Source organism: Jiangella rhizosphaerae (genome assembly GCF_003579925.1).
GTDB classification, from domain to species: Bacteria; Actinomycetota; Actinomycetes; order Jiangellales; family Jiangellaceae; genus Jiangella; species Jiangella rhizosphaerae.
Genome location: NZ_QUAL01000420.1, coordinates 1 through 18,394 on the forward strand (window position 1 = coordinate 1; position 18,394 = coordinate 18,394).

An 18,394-nucleotide genomic window follows, 5' to 3' on the forward strand; every position below is an offset into this window, starting at 1 on the left:
CGGACCGACGCGGGCCGCCGGAGCGGCGGCGGGAGCGGTGGCCGCCGCGCCGGCTCGTGGATGGCCCAGCGGCTGCGCGGCCCGGACGGACGGTGGAGCTGGGCGCGGATCACGCCGTACCTGCTGATCCTGCCGGCCATCCTGCTCGAGCTGCTGATCCACGTCGTCCCGATGGGCGTCGGCATCTGGATGAGCTTCATCCGGCTCACCCAGTTCTTCATCACCAACTGGGGCGCCGCGCCGTTCGCCGGACTGGGCAACTACGCCGTCGCCCTCGACTTCGACAACCCGCTGGGGCGCCAGCTGCTGCAGTCGTTCGGCGTCACCCTGGCGTTCACCGTGCTGGTGGTCGGCATCTCGTTCGTGTTCGGCATGAGCGCGTCGCTGGTGCTGCAGAAGTACCTGCGCGGCCGCGGCTTTCTGCGCACGCTGTTCCTGGTGCCGTACGCGCTGCCGGCCTACGCGGGCATCATCACCTGGAAGTTCATCCTCCAGCGCGACAACGGCCTGCTCAACGAGCTGCTGGTGAACACCCTCGGCGTCGTCGACGACCCGCCGTTCTGGCTGATCGGGACCAACGCGTTCGTGTCGGTGACCGTCGTCGCGATCTGGCAGCAGTGGCCGTTCGCGTTCCTCATGACGATGGCCGGCATGCAGGCGATCCCCGACGACGTGTACCAGGCGGCGTCCATCGACGGCGCCGGCGTCTGGCAGCAGATCCGCTACATCACGCTGGGCATGATGCGGCCGGTCAACTCGGTGCTGCTCCTGCTGCTGTTCCTGTGGACGTTCCGCGAGTTCAACACCCCGTTCGTGCTCTTCGGGGACGTGCCGCCGGACTCCGCGAACCTGCTGACCGTGCACATCTACGCCAACTCGTTCATCCAGTGGAACTTCGGGCTGGGCTCGGCGATGTCCGTGCTGCTCATGCTGTTCCTCATCGTGGTGGCGGGGCTCTGGGCGCTCTGGAGCAGGAAGGGGCGCCGCGATGCGTGAGCAGCTGTCGTTCCGGATCTTCCGCTGGGTGGTGCTGGTGCCGCTGGCCCTGTTCACCCTGGTGCCGCTCTACGTCATGGTGACGTCGGCGCTGAAGCCGCTGCGCGACGTGCAGGGCGACTTCCAGTGGTGGCCGAGCAACCTGACGTTCCAGCCGTTCGTCGACATCTGGTCGACGGTGCCGCTGGGCAGGTACTTCGTGAACAGCCTGATCGTGTGCAGCGTCGCGACGATCGCCAGCGTGATCATCGCGATCTTCTCCTCGTACGCCATCTCGCGCTACCGCTTCCGCGGCCGCGGCGCGTTCTCGGGCGTGGTCCTGTCGACGCAGATGTTCCCCGGCGTGCTGTTCCTGCTGCCGCTGTTCATCATCTTCGTCAACATCGACCGCTGGCTGGGCATCACGTTCCTGTACCAGACCCAGCTCGGCCTCATCGTCACGTACCTGACGTTCACGCTGCCCTTCTCGATCTGGATGCTGGCCAGCTACTTCGACGGCATCCCGCGCGACCTCGACGAGGCGGCCCGGGTCGACGGCGCGACGGCGATGGGCGCGCTGTGGCGCGTGGTGCTGCCGGCCGCCCGGCCGGGCGTCATCGCCGTCGCCGTCTACTCGTTCATGACCGCGTGGGGCGAGATCCTCTTCGCGTCGCAGATGACGAACAGCGCCACCCGCACGCTCTCCATCGGCCTGCAGAGCTACTCGACCGAGGTCAACGTCTACTGGAACCAGATCATGGCGGCGTCGCTCGTGGTGAGCGTGCCCATCGTCGTCGGTTTCCTGTTCCTCCAGCGCTACCTCGTCGCCGGGCTCACGGCGGGCGCGGTGAAATGAGCCGAACATAAAGATGTGCTATAAATGACAAAGTTTGAGGCGATCGGATCAAGGGGTCTGCGATGCCACTGGACGTGATCTGCGTGGGCGTGGCCACCGTCGACACGATCGCGGTGGTGCCCGAGATGCCGGGCGCCGACGATCGCGTGGTCGCGGAGCCGTTCGTCACGGCGTGCGGCGGGCCGGCCGCCACGGCCGCCGTCGCGCTGGCCCGGCTGGGCGCCCGGGTCGGCTTCTGTGGCGTGGTCGGCGACGACGACGCCGGGCGGCTGGTCCGGGCCGGCTTCGAGCGCGAGGGCGTCGACACCACCTGGCTGCGGACGGTTCCCGGGCAGCCGACCACCACCAGCATGGTCATCGCGGCGCGGTCGAGCGGCACCCGGGCCATCGTCACCACGCCGCAGTACGCCCCCGGCCCGCAGGCCGTACCCGTCGACGCCGCCGCCTGGCTGCACGCGGACCAGACGGGCTACCGCAGCGCGCTCACCGCGGCCCGCGCCGCGGCCGCGGCCGGTGCGCGGCGGCCGAAGCTGAGCGTCGACGCCGGCAACCCGATCCCGGGTCTCGACCTCGACGGCGTCGACCTCTACGTTCCCACCACCGCCGCGCTGGCCCGCGAGTTCGGCACCGACGACGTCGACGACGGGCTGCGCGCCGCGGCGAAGGCCGGGGCCGGCGCCGTCGTCGCGACCGCCGGGTCCACCGGCAGCCACGTGCTCGACGGCGACGACGTCGCCGTGGTCGCGCCGTTCCGGGTCGAGGTCGCCTCCACCATCGGGGCCGGCGACGTCTTCCACGGCGCGCTGCTCGCGGGGCTGGTGGCAGGGGGTTCGCTCACCGAGGCCGCGCGCCTGGCCAACGCCGTCGCCGCGCTGTCCTGCCGTGCCCTCGACGGACGGTCGGCCATCCCGAACCGCGCCGAGGCCGACGCCTTCCTGCTCGCCGAAACTCCCGACGCACGCCCTCCCCGCCACGACACAGGAGACACGCATGACGAGTGACCAGACGACGCCCGCCGACCTGCTGGCCCCGTTGCGGACCGAGCACGGCGGCTTCGCCATGGTCGCACTCGACCAGCGCGAATCCCTGCGGCGGATGTTCCCGCTCGTCGACGGCGCGGAGATGGGCGACGACGCCCTGCGCGAGTTCAAGGCGACCGCCACCCGGGTGCTCTCGCCGCTGGCCTCGGCCGTGCTGCTGGACCGGCCGTACGCCGTCACCGACGCGCGGCCGGCCGAGCTGGCGCCGTCGTGCGGGCTGATCCTGGCCGCCGACGTGCTCGAGCAGCCGCCCGGCCTGGGGGTCACCAGCACGTCGCTGGACGAGGAGATCACGCCCGAGTTCATCGCGCGGGTCGGCGCCGTCGCCGTGAAGCTGCTGGTCATCTGGCGCGAAGGCATCGAGGCGGCCGAGCGCGCGGACCTGGTCGGCCGGTTCGTCGCGCTGGCCCGGGGGGCGCGGGTCGCAAGCCTGGTCGAGGGCATCGTGCGGCCTGCCGACGCCGAGGACTGGACCGACCCGGCGGCCCGGCACGAGGCCATCATCGCTGCCGCGGCCGAGCTCGCGGCGCTCGGCGGCGACATCTACAAGGCCGAGGTTCCGGGGTACGTCCCGGGCGACCTCGCGCTGGTCGAGGAACACGCGAAGCGTCTGACGGACGTGGTCCCCGGGCCTTGGGTGGTGCTGTCGAACGGCGTCGAGCGGCCGGACTTCGCCGACGCCGTCCGCGCCGCCTGCGCGGGGGGAGCGTCGGGATTCCTCGCCGGCCGCGCCATCTGGGCCGACACCGTCGCCGAGGCCGACCATGAGGCCGCGCTCGCGGAGCGCTCGACACGCCGGCTGCGGGATCTCACGAGCATCGTCGCGGAGACCGCGCGTCCGTACAGTCGTCACCAGTCGTCGTGAGAAGGGTGAGCTGAGGAGATGTCGGTCGAAGAGAACTTCCGGTACACGTCCGCACCCGAGCGCCGTGAGCGGCTGGTCCAGTTCATCGAGGACCAGGGCTACTGCACCATCAACGAGCTGTCGCGCGCGTTCGCGGTCTCCGAGATGACCATTCGGCGCGACGTCATGCGGCTGGTCGAGAGCGGCCGGGTGCGCGGCTTCCGCGGCGGCGTCGGCTCGCTGTCGCGCAAGGACATGCTCGGCAGCGACTACCAGTTCCGCGACCACAAGATGGGCGAGGCCAAGCGCGCCATCGCGGCCCGGGCCATCGAGCTGATCGCCCCGAAGTCGATCATCGCGATCGACGCCGGCACCACGGCCAGCCAGGTCGCCGCGCAGCTGCCGACCGACCGCGACGTCAAGGTCGTCACCAACTCCTACCCGGTGGTGTCGAACCTCATCGGCAACGGCGGCGCCGAGGTCATCTGCCTCGGCGGCACGCTGCACCCGGAGTCGCTCTCGTTCGACGGCCCGGCCACCCTCGCCGCCATCGAGAACCTGCAGGTCGAGACGTTGTTCCTGGCCGCCAGCGGGGTCAACGAGCGGGGCGCGTTCTGCGGCAACGGCTTCGACGCCATCACCAAGCGGGCGCTCATCGAGGTCGCCGAGCGGGTCGTCCTGCTCATCGACTCATCGAAGTTCGCCAGCTCGGCCATGGTGAAGATCTGCGACTGGGACGCCATCGACCGCGTCATCGTCGACGACGGCATCACCGAGGAGCAGGAGCGGATCCTCGAACAGAACGAGATCGACGTCGTCAAGGTCGCGGTGTCCTCGGACAGCGGCCGGCCGCTGGCGGCGGACGGCGCCCGGTGACGGAGAGAGCTGCCGCTGCGGCGGGACGTGCTGCGGACATCGCCGTCATTGCTGGTGACGGCATCGGGCTCGAGGTGGTGCCGGCGGCCATCGAGTGCCTCGACCGCATCGCCTCGGTGCACGGGCTGAGTCTGCGGTGGAACCACCTGGACTGGGGCTCCGACCACTTCCGCGCGCACGGCCGGATGCTGCCGGTCGACGGGCTGGAGACGCTCGCGAAGCACGACGCGATCTTCCTCGGCGCCGTCGGCGTCCCGGACATCCCGGACGTCGAGACGTTGTGGGGGCTGCTGATCCCGATTCGCCGGACGTTCGACCAGTACGTGAACCTGCGGCCGGTGAAGACGCTGCCCGGCGTGCGCTCGCCGCTGGCCGACGACCGCCCGATCGACCTGGTGATCGTCCGCGAGAACACCGAGGGCGAGTACTCCGAGGTCGGCGGCCGGTCGCACCGGGGCCAGCCGCACGAGCTGGCCGTCCAGGAGGCGCTGTTCACCCGGCCCGGCATCACCCGGGTCGCGCGGTTCGCGGCGGCGCTGGCGGCGCAGCGGCGGGGCGGGCTGACGTCGGCCACGAAGAGCAACGGCATCGTGCACACCATGCCGTTCTGGGACGAGGTGGTCCGCTCGGTGGTGGCGTCGTCGCCGGAGGTGGAGCTGCGCAGCGAGCTGATCGACGCGCTGGCGGCCAGCCTGGTGCTGCGGCCGTGGGACTACGACGTCATCGTCGCGTCGAACCTCTTCGGCGACATCCTCTCCGACCTCGCCGGCGCCGTCACCGGGTCCATCGGGTCCGCGCCGAGCGCCAACCTCAACCCCGAGCGCGTGCATCCGTCGATGTTCGAGCCGGTGCACGGGTCCGCTCCGGACATCGCCGGGAAGGGCGTCGCGAACCCCGTCGGGCAGCTGTGGAGCGGCGCGCTCATGCTGTCGCACCTCGGCCACGCGCAGGCGGCCGCGCACCTGATCGCCGCGTTCGAGTCGGCGCTGGCCGACGGTGTCCGCACCCGCGACCTGGGCGGCAGCGACGGGACCGCCGACGTGACCCGCGCGGTGCTGGAGCGGATCGACCGCCTGGCCCGGGAGTACGCCCCGTAGTTCCGATGCTGAGGAGGACCGGCGTGTCCGGTGAGCAGTTGCTGTATCTCGACGGTGCCTGGGTTCCGGGCGACGGCGTCCAGGAGATCCGGGACCGGTGGACCGGCGACGTGCTGGGCACGGTCGCGATCGGCGGCGCGGTGCACGCGCGGCTGGCCGTCGACGCCGCGGCCGGTGCGCTGGAGCGGCCGTTCGAGGTGCCCGAGCGGTCGCGGGTGCTGGCCGCCGTCGCTGCCGCCGTGTCGGCACGCGCGGACGAGTTCGCCGCGGCGATCGTCGCCGAGACGGGCAAGCCCGTCACCGCGGCCCGCGGCGAGGTCGGCCGCGCCGTCGACACCCTGACCTGGGCGGCCGAGGAGACGAAGCGGATCACCGGCGAGGTGGTCGCGCTCGACGCCGTCGAGGCCGGCGCCGGGACCGTGGCGTTCACCGTCGCGCAGCCTCGCGGCGTGGTCGCGGCGATCACCCCGTTCAACTTCCCGCTCAACCTGGTGCTGCACAAGGTGGCGCCCGCGCTGGCCGCCGGGAACGCCGTCGTGCTGAAGCCGTCGGACAAGGCGGTGCTGGTGGCCGGGCTGCTGGTGGCCGCGTTCGAGCGGGCCGGTCTGCCTCCGGGCCGGCTGAACCTGGTCACCGGGCCGCCGGCCGAGATCGTCGACGCCTGGATCGACGACCCCCGCGTCGCCGTGTTGACCTTCACCGGGTCGAGCAAGGTGGGCTGGGAGCTCAAGGCGCGGTCGCCGCGGAAGCAGCACGTGCTCGAGCTCGGCTCCAACACCGCCATGGTGGTCCGCGCCGACGCCGACCTGCCGCGGGCCGCCGCCGACGCCGTCACCGCCGCGCTGTCGAACTCCGGGCAGGCGTGTGTGTCGCTGCAGCGGGTCTACGTGGAGCGTGCGGTCGCTCCGGCGTTCGTCGAGGAGCTGGCGCAGCGGCTGGGCTCGGTGTCGTACGGCGATCCCCGGTCCCCGGAGACGATGGTGGGGCCGCTCATCACGCCGGAGGCGACGTCTCGGCTGGCGGGGGTGATCGAGGCCGCGGTCGACGACGGCGCCCGCGTCGTGGTCGGCGGCACGGTGTCCGACGACGGCGTACTGGCGCCCACGCTGCTGGTCGATGTCGACGACAAGAGCCGCGTCGTCTGCGAGGAGGCGTTCGGCCCCGTCGTGAGCGTCATCGAGGTCGACTCCCTGGAGGATGCGCTGGCGCGGGTGAACGCGTCGGACTACGGGCTGAACACGTCGGTGTACACGTCGGACCTGGCGTCGGCGCTGACCTACGCGCGCAGTGCTGAGGCGGGGAGTGTGCTGGTGAACATGCCGCCGTCCTTCCGCGCGGACCACATGCCCTACGGCGGCGTGAAGGACTCCGGGCAGGGCACCGAGGGTGTGCGGTACGCCATCGAGGAGCTGCTGCACCACAAGTTGGTGGTCTTGAAGCCGTGACGTGCGCTGGGTTTGCGTGCGTGGGGGTTCCCGTCCCCCTGCTGCCCATTCTCTTGGCCGCGAATCCGCGCCTCAAGCGGACCGGCGGGCGCTGGGCGCCCTGGGGGTCCGCTTGACCCGCGGCTCCGCGGCCTAAGAACGGGCAGCTATCAGGGGGACGGGGGGAGTCTGGCGCCGGGTGGGGGTTCGGTGGCCGGCTCACCCCCCAGCGCGCTGTTGATCATGGAGAAGTGCAGGTTCCGCCTCACTGGGAACCTGCACGTCTCCATGATCAACGGGGTCGGCGGCGACGACGGTGGGGTGGTGTCCACGGGGTGAGATTCGGCCGGGATTCGGGGGCCGTCACGAGGTCTTCTGGCGCATCACGAGGCCTGCAGGCCTGGCGATGGGGGAGAAGTCCTCGTGATGTGAGCGATCGTCGATGATCATCGCCATCCATGCCCCGGCGACCGGGACGAAACGGGCACGCACGACGCACGAGGCGTCGCCACTCCCTCCCCGTCCCCCTGATAGCTGCCCGTTCTTGGGCCGCGGGCCTGCGGGTCAAGTCCAAGCGCCCCGACCACAGCGGGAATTCACCACGATCGCGCGCGGACTTGAGGCGCAGGTGCGCGGCCAAGAGAATGGGCAGCAGGGGGACGGGGAGCCCCACCAACGCGGGAGCCCCGGCCGACCTCCGTGACCGGGACTCTCACGACTTCTGCGTGAACACCGAGTCGAAGGCTTGCTGGGGGCGGTCCCAGAGCAGCGACCGGACGTGCTTCAACGCCTCCGGCGCGCCGCTGCGCCGGTCCATGCCGGAGTCCTCCCACTCGATCGAGATGGGGCCGGTGTAGCCGATGGAGTCCAGCGCCCGGAACGCGTCGTCGAAGGGGACGTCGCCGAGGCCGGCGGAGACGAAGTCCCAGCCGCGCCGCGGATTGCCCCACGCCAGGTGCGAGCCGAGCCGCCCTGCGCGGCCGTCGCGGGGGCGGATGCGGGTGTCCTTGCAGTCGACGTGGTAGATGCGGTCGGCGAAGTCGAGGATGAAGGTCACCGGGTCGATGTCCTGCCACATCATGTGGCTCGGGTCCCAGTTCAGCCCGAACGCCGGACGCCGGTCGATCGCCTCCAGGGCGCGTACCGTCGTCCAGTAGTCGTAGGCGATCTCCGACGGGTGCACCTCGAGCGCGAACCGGACGCCCTCGCCGTCGAACACGTCGAGGATCGGGTTCCAGCGGCGGGCGAAGTCCTCGTAGCCGTCGTCGATGACGGCGGCCGGCACCGGCGGGTACATCGCGACGTAGCGCCAGATCTTCGAGCCGGTGAAGCCGGTGACGGTGTCGACGCCCAGCTTGCGCGCCACCCGGGCGGTCTTCGTCATCTGCTCCGCCGCTCGCGCGCGCACCCCCTCGACCGAGCCGTCGCCCCACGTGCGCGGGCCGGCGATGGACTCGTGCCGGAAGTCGAGCGGGTCGTCGCAGACCAGCTGGCCCTGGGCGTGGTTCGAGATCGCCCACACGCTCAGGCCGTGGCGGTCGAGGATCTCGCGCCGGGACCGCAGGTACGCCTCGTCCTCCAGCGCCCGGTCGACGTCGAGGTGCGTCGTCTTGCAGGCGATCTCAAGGCCGTCGAAGCCCCAGCCGGCGGCCAGCTCGGCCACGTCCTCCAGCGGGAGGTCGGCCCACTGGGCGGTGAACAGCGTCACGGGATGCGTCATCGGGACTCTCCGGTGGAAGGAACGGCTTCGAGGAACTCGAGCTGGTTGCCGAACACGTCGTAGCTGTGGAACCGGCGGTGGCCGGGGAAGCGGTCGTCCAGCTCGACGACGGCGCCGGCGGCCCGCAGCCGGGCGGCCACCGCGTCGAGGTCGTCGACCAGGAACGCGGGGTGGCCGAGGCGGTTGGGGTGGAAGTCCGGGTCCGGCAGACCGTGGACCTCGATCCCATCGGTACGGAACCAGCAGCCGACCGCCGCGTTCATCGTCGACGGCTTCGGGACCTCGGTCAGGCCGAGCACGCCGCCGTAGAACGCGCGTGCCTCGTCCTCGGCACCCACGGGGTGCGTGAACGTCGCGTGGTGCAGCCGCAGGAACGCCATGGCAACGACGCCGTCAGACCTGGGCGACCGGCGTGGCGTGCACCCGGGCGATCGCGTCACCCAGCACCGCGGGCAGGTCGCCCTCGGGGATGGTGAACGAGGTCTCGTCGTCGATGGCCAGCGGCGCGCCGAACACCACGACGCCGGCGCCGATGGTCGGGCAGCTCACGGCCTGGTCGATCGACAGCCCGCCGACGGCCTGCACCGGCACCGTCGTCGCGGCCACGATCGCCGGAAGGTCGGTGAGCGGCGACAGGCCGAGGTGCCGGTTGACGCTGCGGTGGTCGTGGCCGATGTGGTGCAGCACCATGCCGACGCCGAGCTCCTCCAGCCGGCGGCCCTCGGCGGCGCGGTCGTCGGCGCCCATGTCGTCGCCCATGACCAGCAGGCCGAATTTCTCGCCCGCCTCGCAGACCCGCTGCACCGTGGCGTCGTGCGCGCGGCCCATGACGACGACGGCGTCGGCGCCCGCCTCGGCGAACATCGCCGCCTCGCCGTAGCCGCCGTCCATGATCTTCAGGTCGGCGACCAGCGGGTGGTCCGGGTACTCCTTGCGCAGCGCCTTGACCGCGCGGGTGCCCTCGGCCATGACCAGCGGGGTGCCGATCTCGAGCCAGTCGGCGCCGGCCTCGACGGCGATGGCGGCCATGCGCAGCCCGTCGTCGAGGTTCTTGAGGTCGAGAGAGACCTGCACGATGCCGTGCGTGAGGTCCGAGCGGCGCAGGCCGCGGATCGAGCTGCTCATCTGGGTGCGGGTTCCTTCCACTACCGGGGACGACGGGGTCGGCTGGCGGTCAGCCTGCGGCGGCCGCCGCCTTGGCGCGCTCGTGCGAGTCGACCCGGACCGCCGTCGAGCCGCCGAACCAGCGTTCGCGGGCGGCCTTGAGGAAGTCGACGGACGCGCGCAGCTCGTCCGTGCCGTTGACGCCGTCCTCGATGCTGATCCAGCCGTCGTAGCCGTGCGCGGTGAGGATGGCGAAGATGCGGTCGTAGTCGTTGAGGCCCTGCCCGACCACGCCGTGGGCGAGGTCGGGGGAGTAGCCGATGGTGCCGTCGGCCAGCCGCAGAGCGTCGAGCGTGGCACCGTTGACCAGGTGGCGGTCCGACGCCTGCATGGTCACGACGCGGTCGACGACGGTCTCGAGGAACTCGGCGGAGTCGACGCCGGCGGTGATGGCGTTGGAGGGGTCGAACTGGACGCCGAAGTGGACGCGGTCGGGGATGCTGTCGACGAGCGCGCGGAAGACCTCGGGGCGCTGGGCGAACTCCGGGTACTTCCAGGTGCTGGCCTTGTAGTGGTTCTCGACGGCCAGCACGATGCCGAGCTCCGCGGCCAGCGGCAGCAGCGAGCGGATGGCGTCGCCTGCCCACTCCAGGCCCTGCTCGACGGCCACGCCGGGGTGGGCCTGGCCGCTGAGCACGCGGCACGTGGCGCCCGGCCCGCCCACCGCGGCGGTGATGCGCATGAACGTCGCCTGGGCGTCGAGCTCGCGTGCCCGCACGTCCGCGTCGGGGTGGGTGAAGTCGGGCGAGGCGCACATCATGGGCATGGCGAACCCGGCCGCGGCGATGGCCTCGCCGACCTTCGTCACGTAGTCGTCGCCGGTCTCCCACAGGAAGCCGGTGTGCAGTTCGAGGCCGTCGACGCCGAGCGTGGCGGCCTCGTCGATCCACTCGAAGACCGTCTTGGTGCGACGGAGCACCATCGCCTCGAGCTCGCCCTTCGGGAACGCCGCGATCCTCAACGTCTCTCCTCGACCGTTGACCCAACTCGTGATTTTCAGAACACTATCACCGGTAGAATGAAAGATAACGAACAACCTTTGAGTGGGGAAGTCCCACTCTCCGAGTGCCGCCTGCTGGAGGATCGCCGATGAAGGCGCTGGTCAAGTATGCCTACGAGGATGGCGCGCTGGAGGTGCGCGAGCTGCCGGAACCCGTCGCCGGCCCGGGAACCGTCCTGGTCCGCGTGCACACCGTCGGCGTCTGCGGCTCCGACATCCACATGTGGCACAACTCGCAGAGCAAGAGCTCGAAGGGCGTGCTGCCGGTGACCCTCGGCCACGAGTCGGCCGGTGTCGTCGCGGCGGTCGGCGACGGCGTCAGCGGCTGGTCCGTGGGCGACCGCGTTGTCTGCGAGACCGCGGCCTCCATCTGCGGCGTCTGCGCGCTGTGCCGCAGCGGCCGCTACAACCTGTGCCCGTGGCGCGAGGGCTACGGCCTCAAGCGCGACGGCGCGATGGCCGAGTACCTGGTGGCCGAGCCGCGGGTGCTGCACCGGATCCCCGACGGAGTCCCGTTCGAGCGGGCGGCCATGACCGAGCCGTTCGCCGTCGCCTACAACGCCGTCGTCGAGCGCGCCTCCGTGGTGCCCGGCGACCTCGTCGTCGTCCAGGGCGCCGGCGCCATCGGCCTGTGCGCGCTGCAGGTGGCCCTGGTCCGGGGCGCCGGCACCACCGTCGTCCTCGGCACGGGCATCGACGGCAAGCGGCTGGCCAAGGCCACCGAGATGGGCGCCCACCACGTCGTCGACATCACCGAGCAGGACCCCGTCGAGGTCGTCGCCGGCCTGCACGACGGGTTGGGCGCGGACCTGGTGGTCGAGGCCACCGGCGTCAGTGCCGCGCTCGAGCAGAGCATGCAGCTGGTCCGGCCCGGCGGTGCGATCGCGAAGGTGGGCTGGGGCCCGCAGCCGCTCGGGTTCACGCTCGACCCGATGGTGAAGAAGGCCGTCACGCTGTACGGCTGTTACTCGCACACGTGGAGCACGTGGGAGAACGTGCTCCGGCTCTTCGCCACCGGGCGGCTCCATCCGGAGCTGGCGCTCGGTGGCAGCTATGCCATCGACGACTGGGAGGAGGCGTTCTCGGCGATGCAGCGCGGGGACAACGTCAAGTCGGTGCTCCGGATGCCCTACGCGGACGAGGTCGACGGGGTGAACGCCTGATGGGCGCGCCGATCCGCCTCGCCGTCCTCGGCCTGGGCGCGGTCGCGCAGGTGGTGCACCTGCCGCTGATCGCCCGCCGGCCCGAGCTGTTCACCGTCAGCGCCGTCGCCGACTTCTCCGAGGAGGTCACCGACGTCGTCGGCCGGCGCTTCGGCGTGGCCGAGAAGCGCCGTTTCCGCACGCTGGACGAGCTGCTCGACGCGGGCGACGTCGACGCGCTGATGATCCTCTCGCGCGGGTCGCACGCGAAGGCCGTCCTGGCGGCGTTCGAGCGGCGCCTCCCGGTGTTCTGCGAGAAGCCGCTGGCGTTCACCACGGGCGAGGTCGACGAGCTCGTCGCCGCCGAGCCCGATCTCGGCCACCCGGCGCTGCTGCTGGCGTACATGAAGCAGTACGACCCCGCCGTCGTCGAGGCCGCGCGGCTGCTCGAGGAGATCGACGACGTCCGCAGCATCGAGGCGACCGTCCTGCACCCGACCGGCGCGTCGCAGCTGGCGTTCGGTCACGTCGCCGGGCCGTCCGGGCCGCTGCCGGACTGGGCGCTGGAGGAGATCGCGAGCGAGGACCGCCGGCTGTGGACCGCCGCCGTCGGCGACGCCGAGGACGGCCTCTGGCGCGCCTACCGCGGCTCGCTGGTCAGCAGCCTGGCGCACGACCTGTCCATCATGCGCAGCTTCGGTGCCCCGCCGGCCACCGTCGACCACGCCGACATCTGGCGGCAGAGCTCGAAGTTCGCGGTGCGTGACGTCGGCCGCGACCGCGGCTCGTTCGGCCAGCACCCGCCGTCGATCTCCGCCACCGGCACGCTGGCCGCCGGCGGCCGGTACACGCTGGCCTGGCACTACCTGCCCGACTTCCCGGCCTACCGCGAGACCGTCCGCGTGGTGCACGGGCGCGGCACCGTCGAGCTGGTCTTCCCGTCGCCGTACCTGCTGCACGCGCCGACGGAGCTCACGGTCACCACGCTCGACGGCGACGCCGAGCGGCGTGTGGTCCGGCGCAGCATCACCGAGGCGTTCGAGACGCAGCTGGAGGCGTTCCACGCGATGGTCCGCGACGGCGTCACGCCCCGGTCCGGGCTGGCCGACGGGCGGCAGGACATCCTCGACTGCCAGCGGATCGTCGCGGCGTACGCGGCCCGCACCGGCGTGGAGCTGGGCGGCGAGGTCGGCGCGGTGGCGGCCGCGCTGACGGGTGCGGTGACGGCGTCGTGACCGGCCCGATCCGCACCGCCGTCGTCGGGTACGGGCTGGCCGGCAGCGTCTTCCACGCGCCTCTGATCACGGCCGACCCCGCCTACGACCTGTCCTTCGTCGTGACGGGGAACACCGAGCGGGCCGCGGCGGCCCGCGAGCGGTACCCGTCGACGACCATCGTGGCGTCGGTCGCGGAGCTGCTGGCCCGCGCCGACCAGGGCGAAGTCGACCTCGTCGTCGTCGCGTCCCCGACCCCGACCCACGCCGAGCTGGCGCTGCAGGTCGTGGACCGCGGGCTGGCCGCCGTCGTCGACAAGCCGCTGACGGTGCACCTGGCCGACGCCGAGGCGCTGATCGCCCGCGCCGAGCAGACCGGCGCGGTGCTCACGGCGTTCCAGAACCGGCGGTGGGACGGTGACTTCCTGACGGTCCGGCGGCTGGTCGAGTCCGGCGCGCTGGGGGAGGTGCGGCGGTTCGAATCGCGGTTCGAGTGGCTCAGCGCGCGGCCCCGTCCGCCCTGGAAGTCCGGCACCAGCGGCCCCGACGGCGGCGGCGTCGCCTACGACCTCGGCTCGCACCTCATCGACCAGGCCGTGCAGCTGTTCGGGCCGGTGAAGGGCGTGTACGGCGAGCTGGACGCGCACCGTCCGGGCGCCGTCAACGACGACGACAGCTTCATCGCGCTGACCCACGAGTCCGGTGTCCGCTCGCACCTGGCGATGAGCAGCCTGGTGGCGCAGCGCGGGTTCCGGTTCCGGGTGCTCGGGTCGGAGTCGGCGTTCACGAAGTGGGGCCTGGACGGCCAGGAGGGCCAGCTGGCGTCCGGGCTGTCGCCGCTGGACGAGTCGTTCGGTGTGGAGGCCGCCGCGTCGTACGGCCTGCTGGGCAGGGACGGCGAGACCTCGCCGGTGCCGACCGAGCGCGGGCGGTACGTGACGTTCTACCGGCAGCTGGCGGCGGCGATCGCGGGGGAGGGGCCGGTCCCCGTCGACCCGCGCGACACCTTGACCGGGATCCGGATCATCGAGGACCTGCACGCGGCGGCCGCGTCCCGAGCCCCGTCCCCGAGGTCCTGACGTGCGACGGCGCTCGGCCCCGGCAGGTGGGGTCGAGCGCCGTCGCGTCTCGGCGGTCAGAGCGTGCGCGCGTACGGGTCCCAGTCCGGGCCGAACGCCGGGGCCGGCTCGACCGTGCTTTCGACGACGACCCGGACGCCCTGCTCGATCGACTCCGTCGCCGCCGCCATGACGTCGGTGACGTGGTAGGCGAGCTCACCCGAGGCGCGGTGCGGCACGCCGGCCCGGGCCGACCGGATCAGGTCCAGAGCGCCCAGGCCGCGACCCGCCACGGGACCCTCCTCGGGCACCGTCGTCCACTCGTCGTCGCCCTTGCGGCGGATCGCCAGCGCGCCGTCGAAGTGGTTGGGGTCGGGGATGGACAGCGTCGCCTCGGTGCCGACGATCTCGACGTGGCCGACCCGGCGGTGCGGCGAGTCCCAGCTGAGCACCGTCGCCGACGTCGCGCCGGACTCGAACTCCGCGAGCAGGCTGACGTGCGTCGGCACCTGGACGGTGTGCTCCTGGCCGGCCTTCGGGCCGACCTGCAGGACGCGCACCGGGCGGGCGATGCGGCCCATGCCGATCACGGACGCGACCGGGCCGAGGCTCTGGACCAGCGCCGTCAGGTAGTACGGACCCATGTCCCACAGCGGGCCGGCGCCACGCGAGAGCAGCACCTCGAGGTTCCGGTGGTCGTCGACCGGGCCCGGGACCTCGAACAGCGTGAGCCCGCTCAGCGGAACGCCGATGTCGCCGCGCTCGATCAGGCGGCGGGCGGTCTGCAGGCCGGCGCCGAGGAAGGTGTCCGGTGCGCTGCCGATGCGCAGGCCCGCCGCCCGGGCGGTGTCGAGCAGCTTCTGGGCCGTGGGGCGGTCCAGCGCGAACGGCTTCTCCGTCCACACGTGCTTGCCGGCCTCGAGCGCCGCCAGGGACACCTCGGCGTGCGCGGCCGGGATGGTGAGGTTGACGACGATCTCGACGTCCGGGTCGGCCAGCACGTCGGCCGGGCCGCCCGAGCGCGGCACGCCGTACGCGGCCGCCTGCTCTCGCGCCTTGTCCTCGAACAGGTCGCCCACGATGCGGACGTCGAGGTCGGGGAAGCTGGTGAGGTGCTGCAGGTACTGGTTGCTGATGGTGCCCGCGCCGATGACGCCGACGCCGGCGCGGCCGGTGCGCGCGCTCACCGCTCGACCTGCGGGTTCAGGTAGGCGAAGGCCTGGGCGATGCCGTCGAAGATGTCGCCGTCGTACTCGTCGAACTCCACCGCGCCCGCCTCCAGCTTCGGCGCCGCGGCGATGATCCGCGGGAAGGGGAGCGTGCCCTGGCCGGCCGGCTTCTGCTCGATGTTGTCGCGGTTGACCGGGCCGTCCTTGAGGTGCAGGAACGCGACCCGGTCGGCGAGCTTGGCGACGTAGCTCGGGACGTCCTGGCCGCCGACGGCGACCCAGTACGCGTCCAGCTCGAACACGATGCGCGGGTCGAGGCGGGCTTCCAGGCTCTCCAGCGCCGTCAGGCCCTCCTCGAACGACTGGTCGATCTCCCACCAGTGGTTGTGGTAGCCGACGCGCAGCCCGTGGTCGGCGGCCTTCGCGGCGGCCGCGTTCAAGCGGTCGGCGGTCTTCGCGATGTCGTCGAGGGACGTCCAGTACTGCTCCGGCAGGTACGACTCGATGACGGCGGACGCGCCCAGCTCCGTCGCCTTGGCGAACACGTCGTCGAGGTCGACGTCGAACAGCGGCGACGTCATGGTCGGCGCCGTCAGGCCGTTGGCGCGGATCGCGTCCAACGTCTCCGGACCGGCGGACATCAGTTTGTAGGACGCCTCGACCTGCGTGTATCCGATGGCCGCGACCCGCTCGACGGTGCGGGCGACGTCCTCGTCGAGGGCATGCCGGACGCTGTACAGCTGGAGGGACAGGGACCTGAGTGGCACGGGAAACCTTTCGTCGTCGCGCACGTACGGAGTTCAGACTAGCCCACAGTTGTGTTCAAATGAACAGAAAGATGTGAGCAAGCTACCATCCTGCCGGTTCTCGCGCCGCGGGACCCTGACCGCCCGCTCTCGCGAGGGACCAGCCTCTGTCTCACGATGCGGCCAGAAATGGTCCACTATACGGACTCTCCCGCCTTCAGCACCGGGGATTCACCTACAGTTAGGCTTCCCGGACGATGGTCCGCGCCACGAGGGGGCTTGCGTTGTCTCTCCGCCTGTTCACATCCGAATCCGTCACCGAAGGTCACCCGGACAAGATCTGTGACCAGATCAGTGACGCCGTGCTCGACGCGCTGCTGAAGGACGACCCCAACAGCCGTGTCGCCGTCGAGTGCATGGTGACCACGGGGCTGGTGCACGTGGCCGGCGAGGTGACGACGAGCGGCTACGCCGACATCCCCGGCATCGTGCGCGACACCATCCTGGGCATCGGCTACGACTCGTCGACCAAGGGGTTCGACGGGTACTCGTGCGGCGTGTCGGTGTCCATCGGATCGCAGTCGCAGGACATCGCCCAGGGTGTTGACTCCGCGTACGAGCACCGCGTCGAGGGCGACTCCGACCCGCTGGACCTGCAGGGCGCCGGCGACCAGGGGCTGATGTTCGGCTACGCCAGCGACGAGACGCCGGAGCTGATGCCGTTGCCGATCATCGTCGCGCACCGGCTCGCGCAGCGGCTGTCCGAGGTGCGCCGCTCCGGTGCCGTGCCGTACCTGCGGCCCGACGGCAAGACGCAGGTGACCATCGAGTACGACGGCGACCGCCCGGTCCGGCTCGACACCGTCGTGGTCTCCACCCAGCACGCGTCGAACATCGACCTCGCGGAGCTGCTGACGCCGGACATCGCGAACCAGGTCGTGAAGCCGGTGGTGGAGTCGTTCGAGCTCGACGAGCACGACTTCCGGCTGCTGGTGAACCCGACCGGCCGGTTCGAGATCGGCGGCCCCATGGGCGACGCCGGGCTCACCGGGCGGAAGATCATCATCGACACCTACGGCGGCATGGCCCGCCACGGCGGCGGCGCGTTCAGCGGCAAGGACCCGTCGAAGGTCGACCGCTCCGGGGCCTACGCCATGCGCTGGGTCGCGAAGAACGTCGTCGCGGCGGGCCTGGCCCGACGGTGTGAGGTGCAGGTCGCGTACGCCATCGGCAAGGCCGAGCCGGTGGGCCTGTTCCTGGAGTGCTTCGGCACCGAGCGGGTACCCGTCGAGCGGATCGAGCGGGCGGTCACCGAGGTCTTCGACCTGCGCCCGGCCGCGATCATCCGCGACCTCGACCTCAAGCGGCCCATCTACACCCAGACGGCCGCCTACGGGCACTTCGGCCGCGAACTGCCGGACTTCACCTGGGAGCGCACCGACCGCGTCGACGCCTTGCAGTCCGCGGCCGGCTGATCGTCCGAATCGCCGGCCGGCGCCGGGTGAGCCTGTGGACAACGCCGGGACGGGTCCGCCGGTGCGGTAGAAACGGTCTGTGAGCGCATCCGAGCCGGCCGAGCCCGACCAGTTGGCGCTGGTCGCCGCGCCCGGCCGGCGCCGGTTCCGCACCCGCGAGCCAGAGCCGGTCGCGGCGGCGCGGCCGGTGGCGCGCGTTCTCGTCGACGTCGGGCTGCCGCACCTGGACCGGCCGTTCGACTACCTCGTCCCGGCGTCCATGGCCGACGACGCCGTCGTCGGCGCCCGGGTGTCCGTGCGGTTCGCCGGCACCGACCACGACGGCTTCATCGTCGCCCGGCAGGACGAGAGCGAGCACGACGGCCGGCTGGCGCGGCTGCGCCGGGTGGTGTCGCCGGAGCCGGTGCTGGCGCCCGAGATCGTGGCCCTGGCCCGGGCCGTCGCCGACCGCTACGCCGGCACCGTCGCCGACGTGCTCCGGCTGGCCGTTCCGCCGCGGCACGCCACCGCAGAGAAGGCGGCGTCGCCCGACCCGCCGGTCCCGCCGGCCCGGCCCGACCCCGGCGGCTGGGCGCAGCACACCGACGGCGCCGC

Annotated in this window: 18 protein-coding genes; 12 read left to right on the forward strand and 6 right to left on the reverse strand. The window is 71.9% G+C overall.

What is annotated here, in order from left to right; translation table 11 throughout:
* The 7 genes from DY240_RS28475 to DY240_RS28505 all read left to right on the forward strand — a co-directional run.
* On the forward strand, positions 1-996 hold a 996-nt coding region (locus tag DY240_RS28475), incomplete at its 5' end, for a carbohydrate ABC transporter permease (protein ID WP_199702659.1).
* Positions 989-1,831, forward strand: a complete 843-nt coding sequence (locus tag DY240_RS28480; RefSeq protein WP_119663030.1) for a carbohydrate ABC transporter permease — start codon at positions 989-991, stop codon at positions 1,829-1,831. The genes DY240_RS28475 and DY240_RS28480, both read left to right, overlap by 8 nt.
* 62 nt (positions 1,832-1,893) lie before the next feature.
* A complete protein-coding gene (locus tag DY240_RS28485; RefSeq protein WP_119663031.1) occupies positions 1,894-2,832 on the forward strand; it encodes a carbohydrate kinase family protein in 939 nt (312 codons plus the stop codon).
* The gene (locus DY240_RS28490) at positions 2,822-3,736 is read left to right on the forward strand and encodes a hypothetical protein (protein ID WP_119663032.1); all 915 of its coding nucleotides are present in this window, start codon (positions 2,822-2,824) and stop codon (positions 3,734-3,736) included. The genes DY240_RS28485 and DY240_RS28490 overlap by 11 nt, the downstream gene beginning before the upstream one ends.
* An 18-nt stretch (positions 3,737-3,754) precedes the next feature.
* Complete coding sequence (locus DY240_RS28495) at positions 3,755-4,591, forward strand: DeoR/GlpR family DNA-binding transcription regulator (protein ID WP_119663033.1); 837 nt, start codon at positions 3,755-3,757, stop codon at positions 4,589-4,591.
* Positions 4,588-5,688: a tartrate dehydrogenase gene (locus DY240_RS28500; protein ID WP_233552914.1), complete on the forward strand. Its 1,101-nt coding sequence runs from the start codon at positions 4,588-4,590 to the stop codon at positions 5,686-5,688. Before DY240_RS28495 ends, DY240_RS28500 begins: the two co-directional genes overlap by 4 nt.
* 23 nt (positions 5,689-5,711) lie before the next feature.
* Positions 5,712-7,133, forward strand: a complete 1,422-nt coding sequence (locus tag DY240_RS28505; RefSeq protein ID WP_158603039.1) for an aldehyde dehydrogenase family protein — start codon at positions 5,712-5,714, stop codon at positions 7,131-7,133.
* A 691-nt stretch (positions 7,134-7,824) separates the two neighbouring features.
* On the opposite strand, the gene DY240_RS28510 is transcribed toward DY240_RS28505, so the two are convergent.
* From DY240_RS28510 to DY240_RS28525, 4 genes are read right to left on the reverse strand one after another with little or no spacing between them, the layout of a single operon-like run.
* Positions 7,825-8,832 (reverse strand): sugar phosphate isomerase/epimerase family protein, encoded by a 1,008-nt coding sequence (locus DY240_RS28510; RefSeq protein WP_119663035.1) that lies wholly within the window; start codon positions 8,830-8,832, stop codon positions 7,825-7,827.
* On the reverse strand, positions 8,829-9,212 hold the full coding sequence (locus DY240_RS28515; RefSeq protein ID WP_119663036.1) for a VOC family protein: 384 nt from the start codon (positions 9,210-9,212) through the stop codon (positions 8,829-8,831). Before DY240_RS28515 ends, DY240_RS28510 begins: the two co-directional genes overlap by 4 nt.
* A 13-nt stretch (positions 9,213-9,225) precedes the next feature.
* Positions 9,226-9,957 (reverse strand): orotidine 5'-phosphate decarboxylase / HUMPS family protein, encoded by a 732-nt coding sequence (locus DY240_RS28520; RefSeq protein ID WP_119663037.1) that lies wholly within the window; start codon positions 9,955-9,957, stop codon positions 9,226-9,228.
* Positions 9,958-10,006: 49 nt separating this feature from the next.
* Complete coding sequence (locus DY240_RS28525; protein WP_199702661.1) at positions 10,007-10,957, reverse strand: sugar phosphate isomerase/epimerase family protein; 951 nt, start codon at positions 10,955-10,957, stop codon at positions 10,007-10,009.
* A gap of 128 nt (positions 10,958-11,085) precedes the next feature.
* On the opposite strand from DY240_RS28525, the gene DY240_RS28530 reads away from it, so the two are divergent.
* The 3 genes from DY240_RS28530 to DY240_RS28540 are packed head-to-tail and all read left to right on the forward strand — an operon-like array spanning position 11,086 to position 14,431.
* Positions 11,086-12,159: a zinc-dependent alcohol dehydrogenase gene (locus DY240_RS28530; RefSeq protein WP_119663038.1), complete on the forward strand. Its 1,074-nt coding sequence runs from the start codon at positions 11,086-11,088 to the stop codon at positions 12,157-12,159.
* On the forward strand, positions 12,159-13,373 hold the full coding sequence (locus DY240_RS28535; RefSeq protein WP_119663039.1) for a Gfo/Idh/MocA family protein: 1,215 nt from the start codon (positions 12,159-12,161) through the stop codon (positions 13,371-13,373). Before DY240_RS28530 ends, DY240_RS28535 begins: the two co-directional genes overlap by 1 nt.
* Complete coding sequence (locus tag DY240_RS28540; protein WP_119663040.1) at positions 13,370-14,431, forward strand: Gfo/Idh/MocA family protein; 1,062 nt, start codon at positions 13,370-13,372, stop codon at positions 14,429-14,431. The genes DY240_RS28535 and DY240_RS28540 overlap by 4 nt, the downstream gene beginning before the upstream one ends.
* Positions 14,432-14,487: 56 nt before the next feature.
* Here DY240_RS28540 and DY240_RS28545 read toward each other — a convergent pair whose 3' ends face one another.
* Together DY240_RS28545 and DY240_RS28550 are read right to left on the reverse strand one after the other, a co-directional pair.
* Positions 14,488-15,597, reverse strand: coding sequence for a Gfo/Idh/MocA family protein (locus DY240_RS28545; protein WP_119663041.1), 1,110 nt, complete (start codon positions 15,595-15,597; stop codon positions 14,488-14,490).
* Positions 15,594-16,346 carry a sugar phosphate isomerase/epimerase family protein gene (locus DY240_RS28550; protein WP_119663042.1) on the reverse strand — a complete coding sequence of 251 codons (753 nt, stop codon included), beginning with the start codon at positions 16,344-16,346 and terminating at the stop codon, positions 15,594-15,596. Before DY240_RS28550 ends, DY240_RS28545 begins: the two co-directional genes overlap by 4 nt.
* Before the next feature lie 263 nt (positions 16,347-16,609).
* Here DY240_RS28550 and metK point away from each other — a divergent pair, with 263 nt between their 5' ends.
* Complete coding sequence (gene metK / locus DY240_RS28555) at positions 16,610-17,800, forward strand: methionine adenosyltransferase (RefSeq protein ID WP_119663043.1); 1,191 nt, start codon at positions 16,610-16,612, stop codon at positions 17,798-17,800.
* 79 nt (positions 17,801-17,879) lie between these two features.
* On the forward strand, positions 17,880-18,394 hold a 515-nt coding region (locus DY240_RS28560; RefSeq protein WP_456077699.1), incomplete at its 3' end, for a primosomal protein N' family DNA-binding protein.

Coding starts and splice junctions, on each gene's coding strand:
- DY240_RS28480 (WP_119663030.1), top strand. CDS start 989: ATGCGTGAGCAGCTGTCGTTCCGGATCTTCCGCTGGGTGGTGCTGGTG.
- DY240_RS28485 (WP_119663031.1), top strand. CDS start 1,894: ATGCCACTGGACGTGATCTGCGTGGGCGTGGCCACCGTCGACACGATC.
- DY240_RS28490 (WP_119663032.1), top strand. CDS start 2,822: ATGACGAGTGACCAGACGACGCCCGCCGACCTGCTGGCCCCGTTGCGG.
- DY240_RS28495 (WP_119663033.1), top strand. CDS start 3,755: ATGTCGGTCGAAGAGAACTTCCGGTACACGTCCGCACCCGAGCGCCGT.
- DY240_RS28510 (WP_119663035.1), bottom strand. CDS start 8,832: ATGACGCATCCCGTGACGCTGTTCACCGCCCAGTGGGCCGACCTCCCG.
- DY240_RS28515 (WP_119663036.1), bottom strand. CDS start 9,212: ATGGCGTTCCTGCGGCTGCACCACGCGACGTTCACGCACCCCGTGGGT.
- DY240_RS28520 (WP_119663037.1), bottom strand. CDS start 9,957: ATGAGCAGCTCGATCCGCGGCCTGCGCCGCTCGGACCTCACGCACGGC.
- DY240_RS28530 (WP_119663038.1), top strand. CDS start 11,086: ATGAAGGCGCTGGTCAAGTATGCCTACGAGGATGGCGCGCTGGAGGTG.
- DY240_RS28535 (WP_119663039.1), top strand. CDS start 12,159: ATGGGCGCGCCGATCCGCCTCGCCGTCCTCGGCCTGGGCGCGGTCGCG.